The following is a 20,973-nucleotide window of genomic DNA, read 5'->3' on the forward strand; positions in this document are numbered from 1 at the left end:
GCGGAGGTGACCCGGGTGGTCCGCGTCAGGCCAGCAGCTCGTACGCCGTCAGGGCCGCCAGCAGCAGGCACACGCCGGAGCCGAGGTAGTGGATCGTCGAGAGCCGGACGTGCCTGAGCAGCACCCGACCGACCAGGATCGCGAGGCCCGACACCGCGAGCAGCGCGCCCCAGGCGCCGACAAACACGCTCAGCGGCTCGCGGTAGCGACCCACCAGGCTGATCGTCAGCAGCTGCGAGAGGTCGCCCCACTCGGCGGCGAACAGCACGAGGAACGACGCCCCGACCGCCTTGAGGCCGGTGCGGGTCTCGGTCGCCTTGGCCGCGAACTCGTCCTCGGCCTCCTGCTCGCCGGCGTCGGCGCCCGGGGCCGCGCGGAACAACAGCACCGCGCCGGCCAGGAAGATCACCAGCGCGACGCTGGTGACCACCCAGTCCGGCAGGTACGTTGTCAAGTGGCCGGCCAGCACGGCGATGAGGGTCTGGACCAGGAAGGCCAGGCCGACCCCGATCCAGACCATGAGCGGCCGGTAGCGCGTGGAGAGCACCAGCGCGGCGATGAAGGTCTTGTCGGGCAGCTCGACGAGGAAGATCGCGCCGAACACGACGGCGACGACGGCGAGGTCCATCAGGGCTCCTGAGGCGGGGGGTCGGTGAAGCGGTCGGTCGCGGCGGCGACCGCGCGGGCCATCACGGTGCGGGCGGGGAGCCCGAGGGCCCGGGCTGCGGCGGCGACGTCCTCGAACTCCGGCTGGGCGGTGAGCAGCTCGCCGTCGAGGCGGGCCAGCTTGACCGCGACCCGCTGCCCGTCGACGTGCACCAGGCCCATCTCGCGGTCGAGGGCGTGCTTGCCCACGCGGTGCTCGCGCATGCCGATGGTCGAGGTGTGGCGGTAGACCTCGCGCCGCACCTCCTCGCCCCGCTCGGGGGTGACCAGGACGCTGAGGGTGTGGGCCGGGCGGCCCTTCTTCATGAGGATCGGGGTCAGCCAGGCGTCGCTCGCCCCGGCCGCCAGCAGCGCCGCCAGCACGCCGGGCCACAGCCGTGGGTCGAGGTCGTCGACGTTGGTCTCCAGCACCACGGGCCGGGAGTCACCGGTGCCGAGCGCGCCGATCGGGGCCTGCTCGCCGGCCGCGGCCGTCGAGACCCCCACCAGGAGCCGCAGCACGTTGGCGTGGCCGGCGGGGTCGCGACCGCCGGCGCCGACCCCCACCTGCTCCACGCGCATCGGCGGCTGGGCGGCGAACTCGTCGGCCAGGGTGGTGAGCAGGGCGGCCCCGGTGGGGGTGCACAGCTCGAGGTCCACCGGCCCGCCGTACGACGGGACGCCGCGCAGCAGCTCGACCACCGCCGGCGGCGGGACCGGCAGCACGCCGTGGGCGGTGCGCACCGTGCCGCCGCCGACCGCGACCGGCGAGGCGACCAGGCTGCCCAGCTCGAGGTGGACCAGGCCCGCGACCACCCCGACGACGTCGGCGATGGCGTCCAGCGCCCCGACCTCGTGGAAGTGCACGTCGGCCGGCTCGGTGCCGTGCACCCGTGCCTCGGCCTCGGCCAGCCGCTCGAAGACGTCGTGGGCCCAGGAGCGGACGTCCTCGTGGAGGCCGGCGCCGGCCAGCAGCCGCTCGACGTCGCGCCAGGTGCGGTGCGGGACGTCGTCGACCGACGGGTCGGCGACCTCCACGTGGCAGCGGGTGGCGGCGAACCCGCCGCGGGTGACGCGCTCGGAGGAGAGCCGCACCTGGCCCGGCGCCACCTTGTCGACGGCCTCGGCCATCACGCCGACGGGCACCCCGGCCCCGACCAGCGCCCCGAGCAGCATGTCGCCGCTGGCGCCCGAGGAGGCGTCGACCCAGGCGACCCGCCGGGCCTCAGCCATCGACGGCGCCCCGGGCGTTGCGGGCCACGCGGGCGGCGTGGACGCCGGCGCCGTACCCGTTGTCGATGTTGACCACCGTCACCCCGGGGGCGCACGAGCTCAGCATGCCGAGCAGGGCGGCGACGCCGCCGAGGGAGGCGCCGTAGCCGACGCTGGTCGGCACCGCGACGAGGGGCACGCCCGTGAGCCCGCCGACCACGCTGGGCAGGGCGCCCTCCATGCCGGCCACCACGACCAGGCAGTCGGCGGTGTCCAGCCGGTCGCGCACGGCCAGCAGGCGGTGCAGGCCCGCGACGCCGACGTCCCGGACCTGCTCGACGCCCGCGCCGTGCACGCGCACGGCGAGCTCCACCTCCGCCGCGACCGGGGCGTCCGACGTGCCGGCGCTCAGCACCAGCACCCGTCCGCGCGCCGGGGGCAGCGGGCCGAGCCAGGCGCAGCGCGCGACCGCGTCGGTGCGGGCGTCCGGCAGCTCGGCGGCGACGTGGGCCAGCGCGTCCTCGTCCAGCCGGGTCGCGAGCACGGCACGGTCGGGGTGGCGCTCGTGGAGGGTGCGCAGGATGCCGACGACCTGGGCGGGCGTCTTGCCCGCGCCGTAGACGACCTCGGGGTCACCGGTGCGACCGGCGCGGTCGAGGTCGACCCGGGCGTAGCCGAGGTCCTCGACGCGGTCGCTCGGGGGCTCGCCGGTCGCAGTCACGCGGGCCACGCTATCGCCGGTGGCCCCGGGCCTACTCGGGGACGTTGCCGCCGTCGTCGCCGAGGCGGTAGGGCGTGGTGACGCCGTCGTACATGAGGTGGGTGACCAGGCCCTCCCGCGCGTGCGCCAGGTTGTGGCAGTGGTCCATCCAGATCCCGGGGTTGTCGGCCACGAACGCCACCTCGAAGCGGTGCCCGTCGCCCACGTCGAGGGAGTCGAACCACCAGGGGCTGCCGCTGGCCGCGACGCCGTCGCGGGAGAGCACGACGGTGTGGTGGCCGTGCAGGTGCATCGGGTGGACCGTGCCGCTGTGGTTGGAGATCGACACCCGCACCACGTCGCCCTCGCGCACGACGAACATCGGCATGTCGGGCAGCAGCCGGCCGTTGACGCTCCACCACAGCCCGGGGCGCCCGTCGAGGAAGCCCGGCCGGCGGCCGATGGAGTAGCCGAACCGGCGGTCGGCCCGATCGGGGTCCAGGCCCAGGTCGGCGGGCTCGCCGTACGTCAGCAGGTCGACGCGGTCCCCCGGCTCCGGCACCTCGGGGGCGCTCGCGCCCTCCGGACCGATGACCAGCCCGACGTCCCCGGGCAGGGAGACCCGCACGGCACTGCCGTCGGCGGGCACGTCCAGCTCGAGGTCGACCCGGCCACCGGCCGGCACCGCGACCGCGCGGTCGCGGACCACGCCGGGGCGGTGGACGTCGGTGCCGTCCACCGCCACCAGGCGGTACGCCGCGCCCGCCCAGACCGCGGTGGGCCCGTCGTCGGTGTTGACCACCCGCACCCGGACGCGCTCGCCGGGGTCCGCGACGACCGCCTCGACGCCGTGGCGGCCGTTGACGGTCGGCTTCCCGGCGTACAGGTGGGCCAGCGCGAGCACGTCGCGCGGCCCCCGGTCGCCCCGCGGGTGGACCACGAGCGGGCCGAGCAGCCCGCCGACGACCTGCTCGTGGGAGAGCTGGTGGGAGTGGTACCAGTAGGTCCCGGCGTCCGGCGCCACCCAGCGGTAGGTGTGGGACTCCCCCGGCGCGACGGCGTCCTGGGTCACGCCCGCGACGCCGTCCTCGGCGTTGGGCACGTCGACGCCGTGCCAGTGCAGGGCCACCCCGCCCGCCACGTCGGCGTTGCGCAGCGTCACCTCGACGAGGTCGCCGACCTCCGCCTCGACCAGCGGGCCGGGCGAGGAGCCGTCGAGGGTGTAGCCCTCGACCTGCTCGCCGTCGGCGAGCCGCACGGTGCCCTGCCGGGCCGTGAGGTCGACGACCACGTCGGGCTCCCCCGTCCGGGGCCCGGACAGCTCGGCGACGCTGGTGCTGCCGTGGCCGCCGTGGCTGCTGCTCCCGGGGCCGCCCCCGAGGTCCATCTCGCCCATCTCCGCCGCGGAGTACGACGCGGGCAGCAGGCTCGACCACCACAGCCACGCCAGGGGTCCGACCAGCGCCAGCGTGAGGGCGACCGCCACCAGGAGGCGGGTCCGGCCCCCGACCCGGCCCCCGACACGGCCGCCGAGCCGATCACCGGCTCGACCCCGGTCCCGGGCGCTCACCCGACGGCGGCGGCCCCCGCCGACCGCTCGACGGGCTCGTCGGCGACGCCGGCCTGGCGCGCCGCCCGCAGGGCCACCAGGAAGAGCAGCAGCGCCCAGAACCCGTGCACGAACCCGAGGAACGGGACGCCGTGGGCGAACATGCCGAGCAGCACCTGGACGACCACCCCGCCGAACACCATGCCGGCGTACGCCGCGCCCTTCGGCACGCGGGCGAAGAACGACACGACGAGGAGCACCAGGGCCACGAGCGGGATCAGCACGGTGCCGCTGATGCCGTGGATCGCGAACCCGAGGACCTCCGGGAAGGGGGTCTCGTCGCTCTCCATGGTCGCGGTGGACAGGGTGTTGCCGTCCTCGACCCAGGCGGACAGGCCGAAGACCGCCCAGGCGATGGCAGCGGCCTGGAGCAGGATCAGGGCGTCGATGGTGTAGGCGAGGTAGCGGTAGGCAGCACGCATGGGGGCCTCCTGTGGACGTGGGCTACCCGGACAGGGCAGCGTCAGGAGGCGTGGGCGCGCAACGCAGATACGCCCCGGGTGTCAGCTGGACTGGTCCGCTGACCTGGTCAAACGCCGCGATCCCCGTCGAACCGGAAGGCGTCGGCGGGGTAGACCCCCAGGATCTTCACGTCGGTGGTGAAGAACGCCAGCTCCTCGAGCGCCCGCTCCAGCGGCAGGTCGAGGGGATGCCCGTCGACCTCGGCGAGGAACTGGGTGGCGCCGGTGAACTGCCCGTCGACCATGTAGCTCTCGAGCTTGGTCATGTTGACGCCGTTGGTGGCGAAGCCGCCGAGCGCCTTGTAGAGCGCGGCCGGCAGGTTGCGCACGTTGAAGATGAAGCTGGTCACGACCGGGCCGCCGCCCCGGGGCGCCTCGACGAGGTCGCGGGAGAGCACCACGAAGCGGGTGGTGTTGTGGTCCTCGTCCTCGACGTCGTCCTGCAGGATCCGCAGGCCGTAGGTGTCGGCGGCCAGCGGCGGCGAGATCGCGCCCTGGGTGAGGTCGCCGGCCTCGGCCACCTCGCGCGCCGCTCCCGCGGTGTCGCCGGAGATGACCGGGCGCAGGCCGTGCTCGCGGATCACCTTGCGGCACTGCCCGAGCGCGTGGACGTGGCTGTGCACGGTCTCCAGCGACTCCAGGGTGGCGCCCGGCAGCGCCATCAGCGCGAACCGGATGCGCAGGAAGTGCTCGCCCACGATGTGCAGCGACGAGGTCGGCAGGAAGTGGTGGATGTCGGCGACCCGGCCGGCGATCGAGTTGTCGATCGGGATCATGGCCAGCTCGGCGTCGCCGCCCTCGACGACCGCGAAGACGTCCTCGAACGACGCGCACGGCACCGGCTCCCAGTCGGGGTAGGCCTGCTTGCACACGATGTGGGAGTTGGCGCCCGGCTCGCCCTGGTAGGCGATCCGACGGCGCGGCGAGTCGGTCACGGGGCCGAGTTTCCCACGGCCGGGTCGCGGGCCCCGCGCGTCGTCACCCCGCGAGAACGGCCGCTCTCTAGGCTCGGCGCGTGACGACCACCCTCGCTGTTCTGGCCCTCCTGGTCGCCCTCGCCGCGCTCGCCGTGGCGCTCACCGGCCGGCGCACGGCACCGCGGAGCGCCGCCGAGACCCCGAGCGACCTGCCCGAGGACGCCCGCGCGCTGCGCCAGGAGGTGGCCGCGCTCAAGGCCGAGTCGGGGCAGTCGCTGCGCCACCTCTCCGTCGTGCGGTACGACGCGTTCACCGACACCGGCGGCCAGCTCTCCTGGTCGCTGGCCCTGCTCGACGACGGCGGCAGCGGCGTGGTGGTCACCTCGATCCAGGGCCGCAACGAGTCGCGCACCTACGCCAAGAACGTCGACTCGTGGACCTCCGAGACCCAGCTGTCTCCCGAGGAGGAGGACGCGATCTCCCACGCCCGTCCCTGAGGGGGCGCCCCTGCCCGCTCAGCGGGGGACGCGCACCAGCAGCCGACCGTGCACGCAGCGGGCGATGATCTCGCGGCCCGGGGCGATCAGGTCGCCGTCGAGCTGGCGCGGGGCGTCGGTGTTGGCCCGGACCACGACCTCGCGGCCGGTCATCCGGGTGATCAGCTCGTCGGTGCGCCCGCTGCGGGTCAGCACCCGCGCGGCCAGCGGGACCCAGGACAGGAAGCGGCGGGGGTAGAGCAGCACCACGTCGAGCTGGCCGTCGTCGATGACGGCGTCGGGGATCAGCGGCATGCCGCCCTGGAGCAGTCCGACGTTGCCCACCACCAGGGTGCGGGCGCGGTGCCGGGTGAACGGCGCGCCGTCGACGGAGACCTCCACCCGGATCGCGGGGAACATCAGCGACTTCAGCGCCGAGAGCACGTAGGCCAGCCAGCCCACCTTGGCCTTGATGTCCTCGTTGACGCCCTCCATGATCGCGGCGTCGAACCCCATCCCGGCCATCACCAGGAAGGTGGCGTCCTCCATCTTGTCGCCGCTGACCTCGACCATGTCGATGGCCCGGTCCTGGCCGTTGAGGGCCACGTCGACCGCCGAGCGCAGGTAGAGCGGGACCGCGAGGTTGCGGGCGAGCAGGTTGCCGGTGCCGGCGGGCACGATCCCGACGGGGATCCCGGTGCCCGCGAGCTCCTCGCAGACGGCGCGGACGGTGCCGTCGCCACCGACCGCCACCACCACGTCGCAGCCGCTGACCGCGGCCTCGTGGGCCATGCCGTAGCCGGTGTCCTCGACGCTGGTCTGCCACCACGCCACGCCACCGGTGAAGCCCGACTCGGCCGCCATCGACTCCACCAGCGCCTCGAACTGGCCGACGTCGTCGACCTTGATCGGGTTGAGGATCACGGCCAGCTTCTTGCGCTGGGCGGGCAGCGGGTCGGGCAGGGCGGGCGCGAGCGAGGCGGCCTGGGCGATGGTCCGCGGCGTCGGGTCGTACGCCGCCAGCCACAGCAGCACGATCGCGGTCGAGAGCAGGTAGCCCGCGACCACGTCGGAGAGGTTGTGCACGCCCAGGAAGATCCGGTCCGCGCCGACCAGCAGGGTGACCGCGACGGCGAGCCCGGTCACCGCCCGGCGCACGCCGCGACGGCGGACCAGCAGGTGGGTCAGCACGATCGCCACCCCGGCCGCGCCCGCCGTGCCGGTCGCGTGGCCGGAGGGGAAGGAGTAGCTGGACAGCGTCACCAGCGGGTCCTCCCACACCGGGCGCTCGCGGCCGACGAGGTTCTTCAGTCCCCAGGTGGCCAGCGCGACGGTGGCCATCACGCCGACCGTCCACCCCGCGGCGCGGCGGTAGGACTTGGCGAACAGCGCCACCGCCGTCACGACCGTCGCCACCGTCAGCGGGACGGTCGCGAAGGCGATGCTCACGGCGCGCCAGAACCAGTAGACGGACTCGTGGCGCGCGGTGAACGACTCCGGCCACGAGCCGAAGTCGGTGTCGAGCTCGGGCAGCGGGGACCACGGCGTCGAGACCAGGACGGCCAGGAGCGCGAACCCGGCCAGGCAGGCGACGGCGAGGACGATCCGGCGGGAGCGCAGCTCCGCGTGCTCGGTCACTGGTGGGGCGCTCCTCGTCCTCGTCCGGACCTGCGGGTCGGTCCGGAGCAGCCGCAAGCATGACAGGCAGCCGTCACCGCGGGAGCACCTCAGTCGGCGTCGGGGTGCCGTTCGAGGACCACCACGCGGCTCATCGGCGCCACCTCGGGGTCGGGACCCAGCAGGTCGGCCACGACCTCGACCGAGGCCACGACCGAGCCGCGGGCCAGCGGCGCGTCCACCACCTGCACGTCGCGGACCCGCCCCTCGTCGCCGTCGGTCCCCGCGGCCACGACGTCGAGCACCTCCTCCTCGGCGATGCCGAGGGTCTCGCGGTCGACCGCGTCGACCAGCACCACCCGCGAGCCGCGCCCGGAGACCCAGCGGTGGTCCAGCAGGTCGCGGCGCACGTCGTGGCGTGCGGCAGCGACCAGCGCGTGGTGGTCGTGGAGCGCGGCCAGGAGCAGGCTGCCCCGCGGGACCTCGACGGGCGCGACGGGCGCGTCCGGCAGCGCGACGACCGCGGGGTCACCCGGCACCGGGTGGCCGCGCAGCGCCAGCAGGCCGACCAGCTCGGCCACCACCGCCGCGGCGTCCCGCTGACCGGTGACCCCCCGGCCCCAGTGGGCGTGGACCAGCCCGGCCCGGCGGTAGCGCCGCGCCAGGGCCTCGAGCTGCCCGTCCGGCACCCCGGTGGCGGCGGCCCGGTCGCCGAGGACCAGCGTCTCGAGCCGGGCCCGGAAGGCCTCCAGGCCGGTCGTGCGCCGCGCCACGTGCAGCGCGTCGGTGGCCCCCGCCTCGAGCGTGAGCCGCGACAGCCACGCCAGCAGCAGCTGGTCGCTCCCGGCCCGCAGCTGCACCAGCTCGTCGCGCCAGTCGCGGCGCAGCGTCTCGTGCCACGCCCGGCGGCGGCCACCCGGACCGGCGGCCCCGTCGAGCGGGTCGAGCTGCACGACGTACGTCCCCGCGGCGCGGTCCGCACGCAGCTGCTCGCGCAGCCGGGGCCGGCCCTCCACCTCCACGCCGGCCACGAGCACCAGGTCGGGCGTGCGGGCGGACCACGGGTGGGCGGACGGGTCGCGCGGCTGGTCGGGCACGCCCACATCCAAGCCCATCAAGACCTCCGTCCACAGCGCGCGGGCCACGGTGCGGGCGGGCGCGGGCGCGGCGACTATCCTCGCGAGCGTGATCGACCCACGCCTGCTTCGCGACGACCCCGACCGGATCCGTGCCGCCCAGGACAAGCGAGGCCTCTCCTCCGACGTCGTGGACCGGGCCCTGGCGGCCGACACCTCGCGGCGCACGGCGATCGCGGAGTTCGAGCGCCAGCGTGCCGAGCAGAAGCAGCTCGGCAAGCTGATCCCGAAGGCGCAGGGCGACGAGAAGGCCGACCTCCTGGCCCGCACCAAGACCCTGGCCGCGGGCGTCAAGAGCGCCGAGGCCGACCAGGCCGCCGCCGAGCAGGAGTGGCGCGAGGCGCTGCTGGCCATCCCCAACCCCGCCGCCGACGAGGCGCCCGCGGGCGGGGAGGACGACTACGTCGTGCTCTCCGAGCACGGCACCAAGCGCGACTTCGAGGCCGAGGGCTTCACGCCGCGCGACCACGTCGACCTGGGCCGGATCCTCGGCGCCATCGACATCGAGCGCGGCGCCAAGGTGTCCGGCTCGCGGTTCTACTACCTGACCGGCGTCGGTGCCGACCTCGAGCTCGCCCTGGTCAACATGGCGATGGACCAGGCCCGCGCGGCCGGCTTCACCCCGATGATCCCGCCGGCGCTGGTCCGGCCGCGGGCCATGGAGGGCACCGGGTTCCTCGGCCAGGCGGCCGACGACGTCTACCGGATCGAGGGCCAGGACACCTACCTCGTGGGCACCTCGGAGGTGCCGCTCGCGGCGTACCACTCCGACGAGATCCTCGACGCGGCCACCCTGCCGCGCCGCTACGTCGCGTTCAGCCCGTGCTTCCGCAAGGAGGCCGGCTCGCACGGCAAGGACACCCGCGGCATCTTCCGGGTGCACTGGTTCGACAAGGTCGAGATGTTCACCTACACCACCCTCGAGGACGCCGCCGCCGAGCACGAGCGGCTGCTCGGGTGGGAGCAGGAGTGGCTCGACAAGCTCGAGCTCGCCTACCGCGTCATCGACGTCGCCGCGGGCGACCTGGGGCTCTCGGCGCAGCGCAAGTTCGACTGCGAGGCGTGGATCCCGACCCAGGGCCGCTACCGCGAGCTCACCTCGACCTCCAACTGCACCGACTTCCAGACCCGCCGCCTCGACATCCGCGGCCGCTTCCCCGCGGCCGAGGGCGCCGACGGGCAGGGCGAGGTCGCCCCGATCGCGACCCTCAACGGCACCCTGACCGCGATCCCCCGCACCATCGTGGCGCTGCTCGAGACCCACCAGCAGGCCGACGGCTCGGTGCGCGTGCCGGCGGCGCTGCAGCCCTACCTCCAGGGCCGCACGGTCATCGAGCCCGTCGCCCCGATCGGCGGCTGAGGGTGGTCGACCCCGTCCCCCACGACTGGCAGCCGAAGCTGGTCGCGCTCGACATCGACGGCACCCTCCTCAAGTGGGTCGAGGGCACCGGCCAGCACTACGAGCAGATCTCGGCGCCGGTCCACGACGCCATCCAGCGGGCCGTCGACGCCGGCGCCCACGTGGTGCTCTCGAGCGGGCGCTCGCCGCACGGCATGACCGGCATCGCCGACCTGCTCGACCTGCCCCGCGAGGGCGCCGACCGGCTCTGGGTCGTGGCCTCCAACGGCGCGGTGGTGTTCCGCTACCCCCCGCTGGAGATCCTCCACGAGGAGACCTTCGACGCCAGCGCCGCGGTCGCCGCCGTGCTGCGCGAGCACCCCGAGGCGCTGGTCGCCGTCGAGGAGCGCGGCGTCGGCTACAAGGTCAACCGGCCCTTCCCGGAGGGCGAGCTGTCCGGCGACATGATCGAGACCTCCATCGACGACATCGTCGGCGAGCCCGTCAGCCGCGTCATCATCCGCGACCCCTCGGCCTCGGTCGACGACTTCGTCGCCCTGGGACGCCGGCTCGGGCTGCACGGCACCGACTACGTCGTCGGCTGGACCGCCTGGCTCGACCTGCAGCCGATCGGCGTCTCCAAGGCGTCCGGGCTCGACCACGTGTGCCGCCACCTCGACCTGACCTCCGACGACGTCCTCGCCATCGGCGACGGCCGCAACGACATCGAGATGCTGCGCTGGGCCCGCCGCGGCGTGGCCATGGGCCAGGCCGTGCCCGAGGTCCACGAGGCCGCCGACGCGACGACCGAGAGCGTCCACGACGAGGGCGTGGCCGTCGAGCTCGCCCGCTACTTCGGCTCGTGAGCCCCCTGCCGGGCCCCGATCAGCCCGCCACCGGGCTGCCCGCCCCCGGGCTGCCCGACGTGGTCGCCACCTCGCGGCTGCGACTGCCGCTGGTGAGCCCCGAGGACGCCGAGGGCATGCTCGCCGGCAGGCGCCGGGTCTCCTGGCACCCCGACTACCCCTCGCGTGCCGACCAGGACGCCGCGGCGATGGTCCGGCGCACGGCCCCCGAGGGCGACGCCTGCTGGGGGATGCGCCACCTGGTGCGCGCCGGCGACGGCACCACGGTCGGCTCCATCGGCTTCTTCGGGCCGCCCGAGCCCGCCGACGACGAGGTGCCCGAGGTGGAGGTCCGCTTCGGCCTGGTCCCGGACGCCCGCGGTCACGGCGCGGCGACCGAGGCGCTCTCGGCACTGCTCGCCCAGACCGACCGGCTCGGCACCCGCGTCCGCGCCGGGGTCGCCCCCACCGACGCGCGCGCCCTCAAGGTGCTCGCCCGCTGCGGCTTCACCCAGCTGCGGGGCGCCGGCCTGGAGGGCGAGCTGGTCATGGTCCGGCCGCTGCCCGCATGACCGCGGCCCGCGACGCGCTGCCGGACGGCACCCGCCTGGTCGCCACCGACCTCGACGGCACCCTGCTGCGCAGCGACGGCACCCTGTCCGAGCGCACGGTCGCGGCGCTGGCCCGGGCCCACGACGAGGGCCTCGACGTCGTCTTCGTGACCGGTCGTCCGCTGCGCTGGGCCGCCCAGGTCTTCGACCACGTCGGCGGCCACGGCCTGGCGATCGTGGCCAACGGCGCCCTGCTGTGGGACGTCGACGGCGACCGCGCCCAGCTGGTCCGCGGCATGGCGCCCGACGTCGCGGTCGAGGTCGCCCGCACGATCCGCGACCAGGTGCCCGAGGTCGCCTTCGCGCTGGAGACCGTCGACGGCTTCGCCCTGGAGCACCGGTTCCTGCCCCGTCACCCGCTGGCCGTCGACGCCCGTCGCGGCGAGCTCGACGACATCGCCGACGCCGAGGTGCTCAAGCTGCTGGTGCGCCACGAGGGCGTCACCGCCGAGGACTACGCCGCCCGCGTGGTGGAGGCCGTCGGCGACGCCGCCGTCGTCACGTGGTCCAGCAGCGACTCGCTGCTGGAGATCAGCGCGCCCGGGGTCACCAAGGCCTCCACGCTGGAGCGGCTCTGCGCGACCCGCGGCCTCGGCGCCGAGCACGTCGTCGCCTTCGGCGACATGCCCAACGACCTGGCCATGCTGCGCTGGGCCGGCGTCGGCTACGCCATGGCCAACGCCCACCCCAGCGTCCTCGACGCAGCCGACCGCACCACGCTGAGCAACGACGAGGACGGCGTGGCCGTCGTCGTCGAGCAGCTGCTCGGCTAGAGGTACATCCCGCCGCGGTTGCCGTGGGAGCCGTCGTCCTCCTCGGCGCCGGGCTGGCCCGGCTGGCCGGGGGCCTGGCCGGGGACCGCGCCGGGCGGCAGCGCACGGCGCATCTGCTCGAGCTGGCCGCGAGCGGCCATCTGCTGGGCGTAGATCGCGGTCTGGATGCCGTGGAAGAGGCCCTCGAGCCAGCCCACGAGCTGGGCCTGGGCGATCCGCAGCTCCGACTCGCTCGGGGTGCCGCCCTCGAAGGGCTGGATCAGCCGGTCGAGCTCCTCGTCGAGCTCGGGGGCCAGGCCGTCCTTGAGCTCCTCGATCGAGGTGTGGACCACCGTGGCCAGGCGCTTGCGGCCGGCCTCGTCGATCGGCGCGGCCTTCACCTCCTCGAGCAGCTGCTGGACCATGCGCCCGATGCGCATCACCTTGGCGGGCTGCTCGACCAGGTCGGTGAGGTTGCGCTCGCCGCCCTCCTCGTCGTCCACCGGAGCGGGCACGGCGACCGGCTGGCCGTCCGGCCCGATCACCATGACGTGCTCGGCGCCGGGATGACCGGCCTGCCCGGCTCCGGGCTGCAGCGGGGACTCGTGGTCGTGGTTCGACATGCGCTCGACCCTACCGAGCGACCGTGATGACGATCTTGCCGCTGTGGGTGCCGGACTCCATGAGGGCGTGGGCGCGGCTCGCCTCCTCCAGCGGGACGGTCTCGTGCACGGTGGTGCGGATCCTGCCCTCGGCCACCAGCGGCCACACGTGCTCGACGACGGCCGCGCAGATCGCGGCCTTCTCCTCGGTCGGTCGGGCCCGCAGCGAGGTGGCGATGACCGCGCCCCGCTTGGACAGCAGCTTGCCCAGGTCGAGCTCGCCCTTGGTGCCGCCCTGCATGCCGATGACGACCAGGCGGCCCTCGGTCGCCAGCGCGGTGACGTTGCGGTCGAGGTACTTGGCGCCCATGTTGTCGAGGATCACGTCGACCCCGCCCTCGGCCCGGGCGACCTCGACGAAGTCCTCCTCGCGGTAGTCGATGCCGCGGTCGGCCCCCAGCGACTCGCAGAACGCGACCTTCTCGGGCGAGCCGGCGGTGGCCAGCACCCGGGCGCCCAGCGCCTTGGCCAGCTGGATCGCCACGTTGCCGATCCCACCCGCCCCGCCGTGCACCAGCAGGGTCTCCTCGGGCTGCAGGCCGGCCACCATGAACACGTTGGACCACACCGTGCAGGCCACCTCGGGGATCGCCGCCGCGGTCACGAGGTCCACGCCCGACGGCACCGGCATCACCTGGCCGGCGGGGACGGCCACCTGCTCGGCGTACCCCCCGGCGGCGAGGAGCGCGCACACCTCGTCACCGACCGCGAAGCCCTCGACGCCGGCGCCCACCTGGCTGATCCGGCCCGAGCACTCCAGGCCCAGCACGTCGCTGGCACCCTGCGGCGGCGGGTAGAAGCCCTGGCGCTGCATCGTGTCGGCACGGTTGACCGCGCTCGCCACGACCTCGATGACGACCTCGCCGGGACCCGCCTCGGGGTCGGGCAGGTCGGCGACGACGAGGGCGTCAGGCCCTCCGGGCTCCGGGGCGATGACGGCACGCATGACGCCACCCTAGGACCCGGCCGAGCGGCCGGCCCGGTCCTGGTCGGCCGTCCCCGTCGGTCAGTCCTCGTCGGCGAGGACGTCCTCCTCGACCACGGCGTCGTCCTCGGCCTCGACGGGGTCTGCCACCTCGTCGTCGTCGACGCCCGCCGGCTTGTCCCACCGCGCGGCCAGCGCCGTCGCCAGGCCGGCGAGCCGCTCGACCTCCTCGGGGCGGCCCCCGGCCGACGCCGCGGCGTACCCCAGCAGGAAGGTGGTCAGCGGCGCCGCGGGTCGTTCGACCTGGTGGGCCACGTCGCGGGCCAGGTCGAGCACCAGCGCCTCGTCGAGGTCGATCTCCACGTCGAGCTCGTCGCAGAGCTCGTCGATCCAGTCGTGCAGGTTCACCCCACCAGTCTCGGCACGCCCCGGACGCCTGTGCAACCGGTTCGGCGGATCTGCTCGGCACAGGTGCGTCAGGCCGGCGGTTCGCCGACCTCCGCACGCAGCCGCTCCAGGTCGGCCCACTCGTCGACGTCGCTCGCCTCGTGCGCGAGCGCCGGGACCTCCACGAGGTCGAGGTCGGCCAGCAGCCGCCGCACGGGCAGCCCGTCGCGCCCCTCGACCGCGCCGGCGGCCGCCCGCAGCGCGAGGGTCGAGTAGACGCCGCAGAGCAGCTGCCGGCGCCCGTCCGCATCGACCAGCAGGGCGCCGTCACCGGTCGCCGAGAGCAGCAGCCGGTCGACCGTGGCCGCGCTCACCAGGGGCATGTCGACGGCCAGCACCACGACCGTCGGGGGGTCGCCGACCACGGCGTCGAGGCCCGCCAGCAGCGCCGCCGCCGGTCCGCCTCCGGGCGGGTCCTCGCGGACGAAGCGGACCGGTCGCGACGTCGCGACCTCGTCGCCCACCACCACCACGTCGGGCACGGCCGCGAGCGCCGCCAGCGCCCGCTCCAGGAAGGTGGCGCCCCCCAGCTCCAGGGCGGACTTGTCGGCGCCGTCGAGGCGGCGACCGGTGCCGCCGGTCAGGAGGACGGCCACGAGGTCGGGGCTGCTGGGGGGACGGCTGGGGGACGCGGCCGGGCTCACGGCTCGAAGTGTGGCAGCCGGGCTGGCACGCTGGTGCCCATGCCGACGTCTGCCGATCCTGCATCCCTGCGGGTGCACCTGGTCCAGCGGGCCTCGGCGCTGGACCCCGCCGCCAACCGGGCCACCCTCGACGCCGTCGCCGAGCGGCTCCGCGTCGACGGTGCGACCGCAGCGCCCGACCTGGTGGTGCTGCCCGAGGCCTTTGCGCGCGACTTCGGCCAGGCGGGCTCGGACCTCTCGCCCTTCGCCGAGGACCTCGACGGGCCGTTCGCGACCCACCTGGGACGGCTGGGCGAGCAGACGGGCACGGCCTGGCTGGGCGGAATGTTCGAGCGGGCCGACGACCCGGCACGACCCCTCAACACGCTGGTCCTGGCGCAGCGCGGGGCCACCTCGGCGTACCGCAAGATCCACCTCTACGACTCCTTCGGCTACCAGGAGTCGGCCACCGTCAGCCCCGGCGCGCTCGAGCCGAGCGTGGTCGACGTCGCGGGCTTCCCGCTCGGCCTGATGACCTGCTACGACCTGCGCTTCCCCGAGCTGGCCCGCACCCTGGCCCTGCGCGGGGCCGAGGCGCTGGTCGTGCCCGCGGCCTGGGTCGCCGGGGACCGCAAGGTCGAGCACTGGCGCACGCTGCTGCGGGCACGCGCGATCGAGAACACCGTGTGGGTCGTCGGGGTGGGCCAGCCCGGACCGCGCTACACCGGTCACTCGATGGTGGTGGCGCCCGACGGCGACGTGGTGGTCGAGGCCGGCCCGGACGAGGCCGAGCTGGACGCGGTGCTGACGCGCTCCGCCGTGGCCGACGTGCGCCGGACCAACCCGTCGCTGGCCAACCGCCGCATGTGAGCAGGCCGCGCCCTAGACTCGGGTCCGGTCCTCCGGGACCGAGGAGGGGTGCCGGAGTGGCCGATCGGAACCGCCTTGAAAGCGGTCGCTGGCAGAGATGTCAGCCGCGGGTTCGAATCCCGCCCCCTCTGCCACGGCGCTGAGCCGAGCCGGCTACTCCGAGCCGCCGAGGTCGAGCGCCACGGCGTCGTAGGCCAGGTCGTGGTCGCGCTGCAGCTGGTGCTCGAGGTCGTGGAGCAGCCGGGTCACCTGCCGCACGATCGTCGGCGCGTCGAGCCGGTCGAGGACCGCCACGGCGAGCATGCCGGCCCGCGCCTGCAGCTGGCGGGTGCGGCGCTCGCTGCCCACCGCCCGGGCGGTGAGCCACTCCTCGCCCTGCTCGGGCTGCTGGGAGGGGACCCGACCGGCCTCGCCCGCGACCGCGTCGGGACCGAGGGCGTCGCGGACCTCGCTGAGCCGGCGACGCACGTTCCACCGCCACTCGGGCGAGGTGGTGTCGGCGGCCAGGATGTGCCGCAGCTCGCGGACCGCTGCCTCGAGTCCTGAGGTGTCGCTCATGGCTGCTCCCCTCCCCCGAGGTCCCGTCGGCCGGACGCACCGACGGTGCGTCGAGTCTGGTCCCGGCGGGTGCGTCCGGCAAGGGTGGATTTGGGGTGGGCACGCCCGGCGCGTTCAATTACACCGTGGCCCCCTCCCCCGCCCCCCTGACCGACGACGTCGTGCGCCGCGCGCTCGCGCCCGCCCTGCGGGCCCGGCTCCTGGGCGCGGGCCTGGTCGTCGTGGGGGTGGTGGTGCTGGTCGCGGTGCTGCTCGGCTGGCTGGTGTCGCTCCCGGGTGCCGCGGTGACCGTCCTGGTGGCCCTGGGCGTCCTGGGCGTCGTCGCCCTGCTGGCACTGCTGGGCCCCCGCCACTGGGTGCTGCGGATGGACGCCGACGGCTACCGCGTCCGGGGCCTGCGCTCGGCGCAGGCCCGGTCCTCGCGCTGGACCGACGTGCTGGACCTCCAGGCCGCCACCGTGCAGGGCGCGCGGTGCCTCGTGCTGCGCCTGCGCGACGGCCGCACCACCACGCTGCCCGTCGACGCCCTCGAGGGCGACCGCGAGGAGCTGACCGAGCTGATGACCGCCCACCTCGACCGCGGCCACGGCTACCGCCGGCTGCGCTGAGCACGCGTCCCGGAAGGTCCGGCGAGCCCGATTCGCCCGGCCAGCCCCGGCATGGGTAGCCTGTCGTCTGCTGTTCGGGAGGTGTCGCCTAGTGGCCTATGGCGCCCGCCTGCTAAGCGGGTTGAGGGTTGTGCCCTCTCGCGGGTTCAAATCCCGCCACCTCCGCCAGCCCCGCCCCGGGTCCTCCTCGTGAGGGCCCGGGGCGGACCTCGTCCCGGGCCGGTCGCGCAGGCACCGCTCACCTGACCGCCACCTGACCGCGCCTCCCGGACCCCTCCGGTGGGGCCGCAGGGCCGGCACACCCGTCCACCCAGTGCCTGTTGTCGCAGGCCAGGGGGCTGCCGATGTCGTCCAGGTGGTCCAGACCAATCACGCACAGGGCGCTCACAGACGCCTATCATTGACGCGGCGTCATGCTTCCGGCCTGGCGCCTTCTCGGGCGTGGCCTGGAGCGGCCACCACGACGTGAGGGGCCAGTCATCACCGCCACCGCCGCCACCACCGCGTCCGTCCACGTCCCGGTCTACCGGCCCTACCTCGGCGAGGAGGTCCAGGAGGCCGCCCGCGCCGCCCTCGAGGCCGGCTGGCTGGGGATGGGCAAGCTCAGCCGCGACTTCGAGACCGGCCTCGAGGACTACCTCGGCCTCACCGACCGGCACGTGGTGTCGACCAACTCCTGCACCGAGGCGCTCCACATCGCGGCCCGCCTCATCGGGCTCGGTCCCGGCGACGAGGTCATCTGCCCCTCCTTCACCTACGTCGCGGGCCACCAGGCGCTGAGCCGCACCGGCGCCGACATCGTGTTCTGCGACGTCGAGCCCGACACGCTGTGCATCGACCCCGACCAGGTGCGGGCGCTCATCACCGACCGCACCCGCGCCATCCTCGCCGTCGACTACCTCGGGCTGCCCTGCAAGCTCGACGAGCTGATGCAGATCGCCCACGAGCACGGCCTGCGCGTCATCGAGGACGCCGCCCACGCCTTCGGCACCCTCAGCGACGGACGGCCCGTGGGCTCCTTCGGCGACATCACCTGCTTCAGCTTCGGTCCGGTCAAGATGATGACCACCCTGGAGGGCGGCGCGGTGGTGACCGGCGACCCGGCCGACACCCAGGTGCTGCGCGAGCTGCGCCACCTCGGGATCGACTCCGACACCGACGCCCGCTACCGCAACCAGCGCAACTGGGACTTCGACGTCGTCCGCCAGGGCTACCGCTGCCACCTCGGGTCCGTGCCGTCCGCGATCGGGCTGGCCCAGCTGGCGATGGTCGACGAGTTCATCGGCAACCGCCAGGACTACTGCCGCTACTACGACGCGCAGCTCGGCGACCTCGACGGCCTGCAGCTGTTCGAGACCGACTGGGAGGGCATCGCGCCGTACATCTACGTCGTGCGGGTGCGCGACCCCGAGCTGCGCCAGGACCTCGTCGAGCACCTCAAGAGCCGCGGCGTCGCGACCGGCATCCACTTCCTGGGCGCCCACGAGTTCAGCTTCTACGCCGACGCCCGTCGGGGCCCGCTCGACGTGACGGAGCTGGCCACGCAGCAGGTGCTGACGCTGCCGCTGCACCCCTACATGGACACCGCGACCCTCGACCGGGTGGTGTCGGGGATCCGGTCGTTCTTCGAGGCCGCTGCCGACGGCGCGGAGGGCATCGCTCAGACTGCCTAGATGCACCTCGGCAGACTCCTGCGTCTCCCGCCCACCGCTCGGCGGGCGGGCTGGAACCTCCTCGACCAGGTCATCTCCGCCGGCACCAACGCCGCGTTGTCCTTCATCGTGGCCAACTCGGTCGACGAGACCAGCTTCGGCGGCTTCGCGGTGGCCTTCACCGTGTTCTCGCTCGCCATCGGTCTGAGCAGGGCGTTCTCGACCTCGCCGCTCGCCATCCGCTTCAGCGACGTCCCCGAGGGGGACTACCGGGCGGCCGCCGGCGCGGCCGTGGGCACCGCCGTCACGATGGGCCTCATCGGCTCGGTGCTGGCGCTGGTGGGAGCGGCGCTCGTCGACGGCGTGGCCGGCCAGAGCCTGCTCGCCCTGGCCGTCGTGCTCCCGGGCCTGCTCGCCCAGGACGCCTGGCGCTACGTCTTCATCGCCGCCGGGCGTCCGGCGGCGGCGGTGGTCAACGACGGCGCCTGGGCGGTCGTCCAGATCGCGGCTGTCGTGGCCCTGGTGACGGCCGGCGCCTCCTCGGTCGCCCTGCTGATCGTGGCGTGGGGCGTCTCCGCCGCCGCGGCCGCGCTCCTCGGGGTGCGCCAGGGCCGCAGCTGGCCGCACGTGCGGCGTGCGAGGAGCTGGTTGCGCGACCACCGCGACCTCACGGGCTACGTCGCGGCCGAGTTCGCGACCCTGCAGTTCCTGCAGCAGGGTGCGCTGCTGGTGATCGCCACGATCGGCTCGCTGGCCACCATCGGCGCCCTGCGCGGCGCCCAGGTCCTGCTGGGACCGGTGGCGATCCTGGCCGTCGCCGCCTTCGGCTTCGCGGTGCCCGAGCTGTCACGACAACGGCGCCGCTTCAACCGCCGGCAGTGGCTGGTGTGGTCCGGCAGCATGTCGCTCGTGGTGGCCCTGCTGGGCCTGACCTGGGGCCTGTTCTTCCTGCTCGCCCCCGACGTCGTCGGCGAGACCCTGCTCGGCAGCACCTGGCCGGGGACCCAGACGGTGCTGGTCCCGGGCATCGTGCAGAGCTTCTCCGCCGCCCTCGGGGTCGGCTTCGCCTCGGCGCTCTACGCCATGGACCGCGCCCCGCTGACCATGATCGTCCACGTCCCGCAGGCGACCCTGATGTTCCTGCTCGGCGTGGGCGGCGCCGTCCTCCACGGTGCCCAGGGTGCCGCGTGGGGCTTCGCCGCGGCGTTCACCGTGGTGCTGCCGATCTGGGGCTTCCTCGTCGTGCGCGAGGCCGGCAGGACCGTCGAGCGGTTCGCCCGCGAGGCGGCCGAGGAGTCCGCGGAGTCCGCCTGAGCGGCGTCCCGGGTCAGAGGAACAGCGTCCGGTAGCGCAGGCTGCCCCGCACCCGCCCGACCTGGTGCCCGACCTGCGTCGCGACGCGCTCGCGGCCACCCGGCCGCCACGCGGTGAGCACCGCCAGCAGCACCCGGGCGCAGCTGACGAGCACCTGCGCCGGCCCCCGGCGCGGCATGCCGTGCGCGCGGTGGCGCCGGTACAGCGCGACCTCGCCCTCGCCGTAGCCCAGCTCCTGGTGCCAGACCTGCGAGGCGCCCTCGCGGTAGCGGTAGTGCAGCACCGCCTCCGGCACGAACTCCGCGCGTACGCCGGCCCGGTGCAGCCGCCAGCAGACGTCGAGGTCGTGCTGGGTCGGCAGCGAGGCGTCCCAGCCGCCCACCAGCTCCATCGCCGCCCGGGTCGAGCCCATCGCGGCCCCCACCACGGCGGGCAGGTAGTCGTCGTAGGTCTCGATCCGCTCGGTCTGGAGCGGACGCCGTCGACGCTGCACCTCGGGGCTGTTGAGCCGGGTGATGTCGACCTTGCCGCCGACCAGCTCGGCGGTGCGCAGGGCCCGTCCGAGGTGGAGCAGGTAGTCGGTCTCGACCAGGTCGTCCGCGTCGAGGAAGGCGATGACCTCGCCGGTGCTGGTCGCGATGCCGTGGTTGATGGCCGAGGGCTGGTAGCCCGGGTCGGGGTTGCGGCGCAGCGTCCAGCGCTCGAAGCGGTCGGCGTAGCGGCCCGCGACCTCGACCGTGTCGTCGGTGGAGCCGTTGTCGACGAACACGACCTCCCACCAGCCCGGGTAGACCTGGGCCGCGAGCGCCTCGAGGGTCTCGGGCAGGGCGTCCGCACCGTTGCGGCAGGCCATCACCACGCTGAGCGAGGGCAGTGCGTCGGCTCCGGGTGCTGGGTCGGCGCTCACGGGTCCCCCGTCGTGGAGTGGTGAAGATCGTCGCAGGTGAGGCTATCGTCGGGTGCCAACAGCCCGGCGGCTCGGCAGTGCCCCGCC

Annotated in this window: 23 protein-coding genes and 2 tRNA genes; 11 read left to right on the forward strand and 14 right to left on the reverse strand. The window is 74.6% G+C overall.

Translation table 11 applies throughout. The annotated features are described in order from the left end of the window. Positions 1-25: 25 nt before the first annotated feature. The 6 genes from BLU55_RS13115 to BLU55_RS13140 form a co-directional block, all read right to left on the reverse strand. On the reverse strand, positions 26-628 hold the full coding sequence (locus tag BLU55_RS13115; protein WP_091730451.1) for a TMEM165/GDT1 family protein: 603 nt from the start codon (positions 626-628) through the stop codon (positions 26-28). Then, positions 628-1,878, reverse strand: coding sequence for a nickel pincer cofactor biosynthesis protein LarC (gene larC, locus BLU55_RS13120; RefSeq protein WP_091730452.1), 1,251 nt, complete (start codon positions 1,876-1,878; stop codon positions 628-630). The genes BLU55_RS13115 and larC overlap by 1 nt, the downstream gene beginning before the upstream one ends. Further along, on the reverse strand, positions 1,871-2,578 hold the full coding sequence (gene larB / locus BLU55_RS13125) for a nickel pincer cofactor biosynthesis protein LarB (RefSeq protein ID WP_091733905.1): 708 nt from the start codon (positions 2,576-2,578) through the stop codon (positions 1,871-1,873). Before larB ends, larC begins: the two co-directional genes overlap by 8 nt. A gap of 31 nt (positions 2,579-2,609) precedes the next feature. Further along, positions 2,610-4,043, reverse strand: coding sequence for a multicopper oxidase family protein (locus BLU55_RS13130; RefSeq protein ID WP_231916868.1), 1,434 nt, complete (start codon positions 4,041-4,043; stop codon positions 2,610-2,612). Positions 4,044-4,123: 80 nt separating this feature from the next. Next, on the reverse strand, positions 4,124-4,588 hold the full coding sequence (locus BLU55_RS13135; protein WP_091730454.1) for a hypothetical protein: 465 nt from the start codon (positions 4,586-4,588) through the stop codon (positions 4,124-4,126). A 107-nt stretch (positions 4,589-4,695) separates the two neighbouring features. Continuing rightward, positions 4,696-5,562, reverse strand: coding sequence for a prephenate dehydratase (locus tag BLU55_RS13140; protein WP_091730455.1), 867 nt, complete (start codon positions 5,560-5,562; stop codon positions 4,696-4,698). An 80-nt stretch (positions 5,563-5,642) separates the two neighbouring features. On the opposite strand from BLU55_RS13140, the gene BLU55_RS13145 reads away from it, so the two are divergent. Further along, positions 5,643-6,041: a DUF4446 family protein gene (locus BLU55_RS13145; RefSeq protein WP_091730457.1), complete on the forward strand. Its 399-nt coding sequence runs from the start codon at positions 5,643-5,645 to the stop codon at positions 6,039-6,041. Between the two features lie 18 nt (positions 6,042-6,059). Here the strand turns inward: BLU55_RS13145 and BLU55_RS13150 are convergent, their stop codons facing one another. Next, positions 6,060-7,658: a diacylglycerol kinase family protein gene (locus BLU55_RS13150; RefSeq protein WP_172833912.1), complete on the reverse strand. Its 1,599-nt coding sequence runs from the start codon at positions 7,656-7,658 to the stop codon at positions 6,060-6,062. A gap of 89 nt (positions 7,659-7,747) precedes the next feature. After that, positions 7,748-8,734 (reverse strand): molybdopterin-binding domain-containing protein, encoded by a 987-nt coding sequence (locus BLU55_RS13155; protein WP_157682849.1) that lies wholly within the window; start codon positions 8,732-8,734, stop codon positions 7,748-7,750. A gap of 88 nt (positions 8,735-8,822) precedes the next feature. On the opposite strand from BLU55_RS13155, the gene serS reads away from it, so the two are divergent. From serS to BLU55_RS13175, 4 genes are read left to right on the forward strand one after another with little or no spacing between them, the layout of a single operon-like run. Next, positions 8,823-10,133, forward strand: coding sequence for a serine--tRNA ligase (gene serS / locus BLU55_RS13160; protein WP_091730464.1), 1,311 nt, complete (start codon positions 8,823-8,825; stop codon positions 10,131-10,133). A gap of 2 nt (positions 10,134-10,135) precedes the next feature. Then, entirely contained in the window at positions 10,136-10,978 is an 843-nt protein-coding gene (locus tag BLU55_RS13165; RefSeq protein WP_172833913.1) for an HAD family hydrolase, read from the forward strand. Beyond that, positions 10,975-11,529 (forward strand): GNAT family N-acetyltransferase, encoded by a 555-nt coding sequence (locus tag BLU55_RS13170; RefSeq protein WP_231916869.1) that lies wholly within the window; start codon positions 10,975-10,977, stop codon positions 11,527-11,529. The genes BLU55_RS13165 and BLU55_RS13170 overlap by 4 nt, the downstream gene beginning before the upstream one ends. Continuing rightward, positions 11,526-12,341: a Cof-type HAD-IIB family hydrolase gene (locus BLU55_RS13175; RefSeq protein WP_091730466.1), complete on the forward strand. Its 816-nt coding sequence runs from the start codon at positions 11,526-11,528 to the stop codon at positions 12,339-12,341. Before BLU55_RS13170 ends, BLU55_RS13175 begins: the two co-directional genes overlap by 4 nt. Here the strand turns inward: BLU55_RS13175 and BLU55_RS13180 are convergent. From BLU55_RS13180 to mobA, 4 genes are all read right to left on the reverse strand, one after another. Then, the gene (locus tag BLU55_RS13180; RefSeq protein WP_091730468.1) at positions 12,338-12,943 is read right to left on the reverse strand and encodes a bacterial proteasome activator family protein; all 606 of its coding nucleotides are present in this window, start codon (positions 12,941-12,943) and stop codon (positions 12,338-12,340) included. The two genes, BLU55_RS13175 and BLU55_RS13180, sit on opposite strands and share 4 nt — an antisense overlap. A 10-nt stretch (positions 12,944-12,953) precedes the next feature. After that, a complete protein-coding gene (locus tag BLU55_RS13185) occupies positions 12,954-13,928 on the reverse strand; it encodes an NAD(P)H-quinone oxidoreductase (protein ID WP_091730470.1) in 975 nt (324 codons plus the stop codon). Between the two features lie 60 nt (positions 13,929-13,988). Further along, positions 13,989-14,315 carry a DUF6457 domain-containing protein gene (locus BLU55_RS13190; protein ID WP_091730473.1) on the reverse strand — a complete coding sequence of 109 codons (327 nt, stop codon included), beginning with the start codon at positions 14,313-14,315 and terminating at the stop codon, positions 13,989-13,991. Positions 14,316-14,383: 68 nt separating this feature from the next. Then, positions 14,384-14,998, reverse strand: a complete 615-nt coding sequence (mobA, locus tag BLU55_RS13195; RefSeq protein ID WP_231916870.1) for a molybdenum cofactor guanylyltransferase — start codon at positions 14,996-14,998, stop codon at positions 14,384-14,386. Between the two features lie 39 nt (positions 14,999-15,037). Between mobA and BLU55_RS13200 the strand changes: the two genes are divergently transcribed. Beyond that, positions 15,038-15,847, forward strand: a complete 810-nt coding sequence (locus BLU55_RS13200; RefSeq protein ID WP_091730476.1) for a carbon-nitrogen hydrolase family protein — start codon at positions 15,038-15,040, stop codon at positions 15,845-15,847. A gap of 42 nt (positions 15,848-15,889) precedes the next feature. Continuing rightward, positions 15,890-15,981, forward strand: a tRNA-Ser gene (locus tag BLU55_RS13205). 19 nt (positions 15,982-16,000) lie between these two features. Here the strand turns inward: BLU55_RS13205 and BLU55_RS13210 are convergent. Then, positions 16,001-16,405, reverse strand: a complete 405-nt coding sequence (locus tag BLU55_RS13210) for a hypothetical protein (protein WP_091730478.1) — start codon at positions 16,403-16,405, stop codon at positions 16,001-16,003. A 125-nt stretch (positions 16,406-16,530) separates the two neighbouring features. Here BLU55_RS13210 and BLU55_RS13215 point away from each other — a divergent pair, with 125 nt between their 5' ends. The 4 genes from BLU55_RS13215 to BLU55_RS13230 all read left to right on the forward strand — a co-directional run bounded on the left by BLU55_RS13215 (position 16,531) and on the right by BLU55_RS13230 (position 19,979). Next, positions 16,531-17,013, forward strand: coding sequence for a hypothetical protein (locus tag BLU55_RS13215; protein WP_157682850.1), 483 nt, complete (start codon positions 16,531-16,533; stop codon positions 17,011-17,013). A 77-nt stretch (positions 17,014-17,090) separates the two neighbouring features. Continuing rightward, positions 17,091-17,181, forward strand: a tRNA-Ser gene (locus tag BLU55_RS13220). 245 nt (positions 17,182-17,426) lie between these two features. Further along, entirely contained in the window at positions 17,427-18,686 is a 1,260-nt protein-coding gene (locus BLU55_RS13225) for a DegT/DnrJ/EryC1/StrS family aminotransferase (RefSeq protein ID WP_091730483.1), read from the forward strand. Further along, positions 18,687-19,979 carry an MATE family efflux transporter gene (locus tag BLU55_RS13230; protein WP_091730486.1) on the forward strand — a complete coding sequence of 431 codons (1,293 nt, stop codon included), beginning with the start codon at positions 18,687-18,689 and terminating at the stop codon, positions 19,977-19,979. 13 nt (positions 19,980-19,992) lie between these two features. Here the strand turns inward: BLU55_RS13230 and BLU55_RS13235 are convergent, their stop codons facing one another. Beyond that, entirely contained in the window at positions 19,993-20,886 is an 894-nt protein-coding gene (locus BLU55_RS13235) for a glycosyltransferase (protein ID WP_091730488.1), read from the reverse strand. Positions 20,887-20,973: the final 87 nt, after the last annotated feature.

Origin of the sequence: Nocardioides scoriae, from assembly GCF_900104965.1 — a bacterium.
Classification (GTDB): domain Bacteria; phylum Actinomycetota; class Actinomycetes; order Propionibacteriales; family Nocardioidaceae; genus Marmoricola; species Marmoricola scoriae.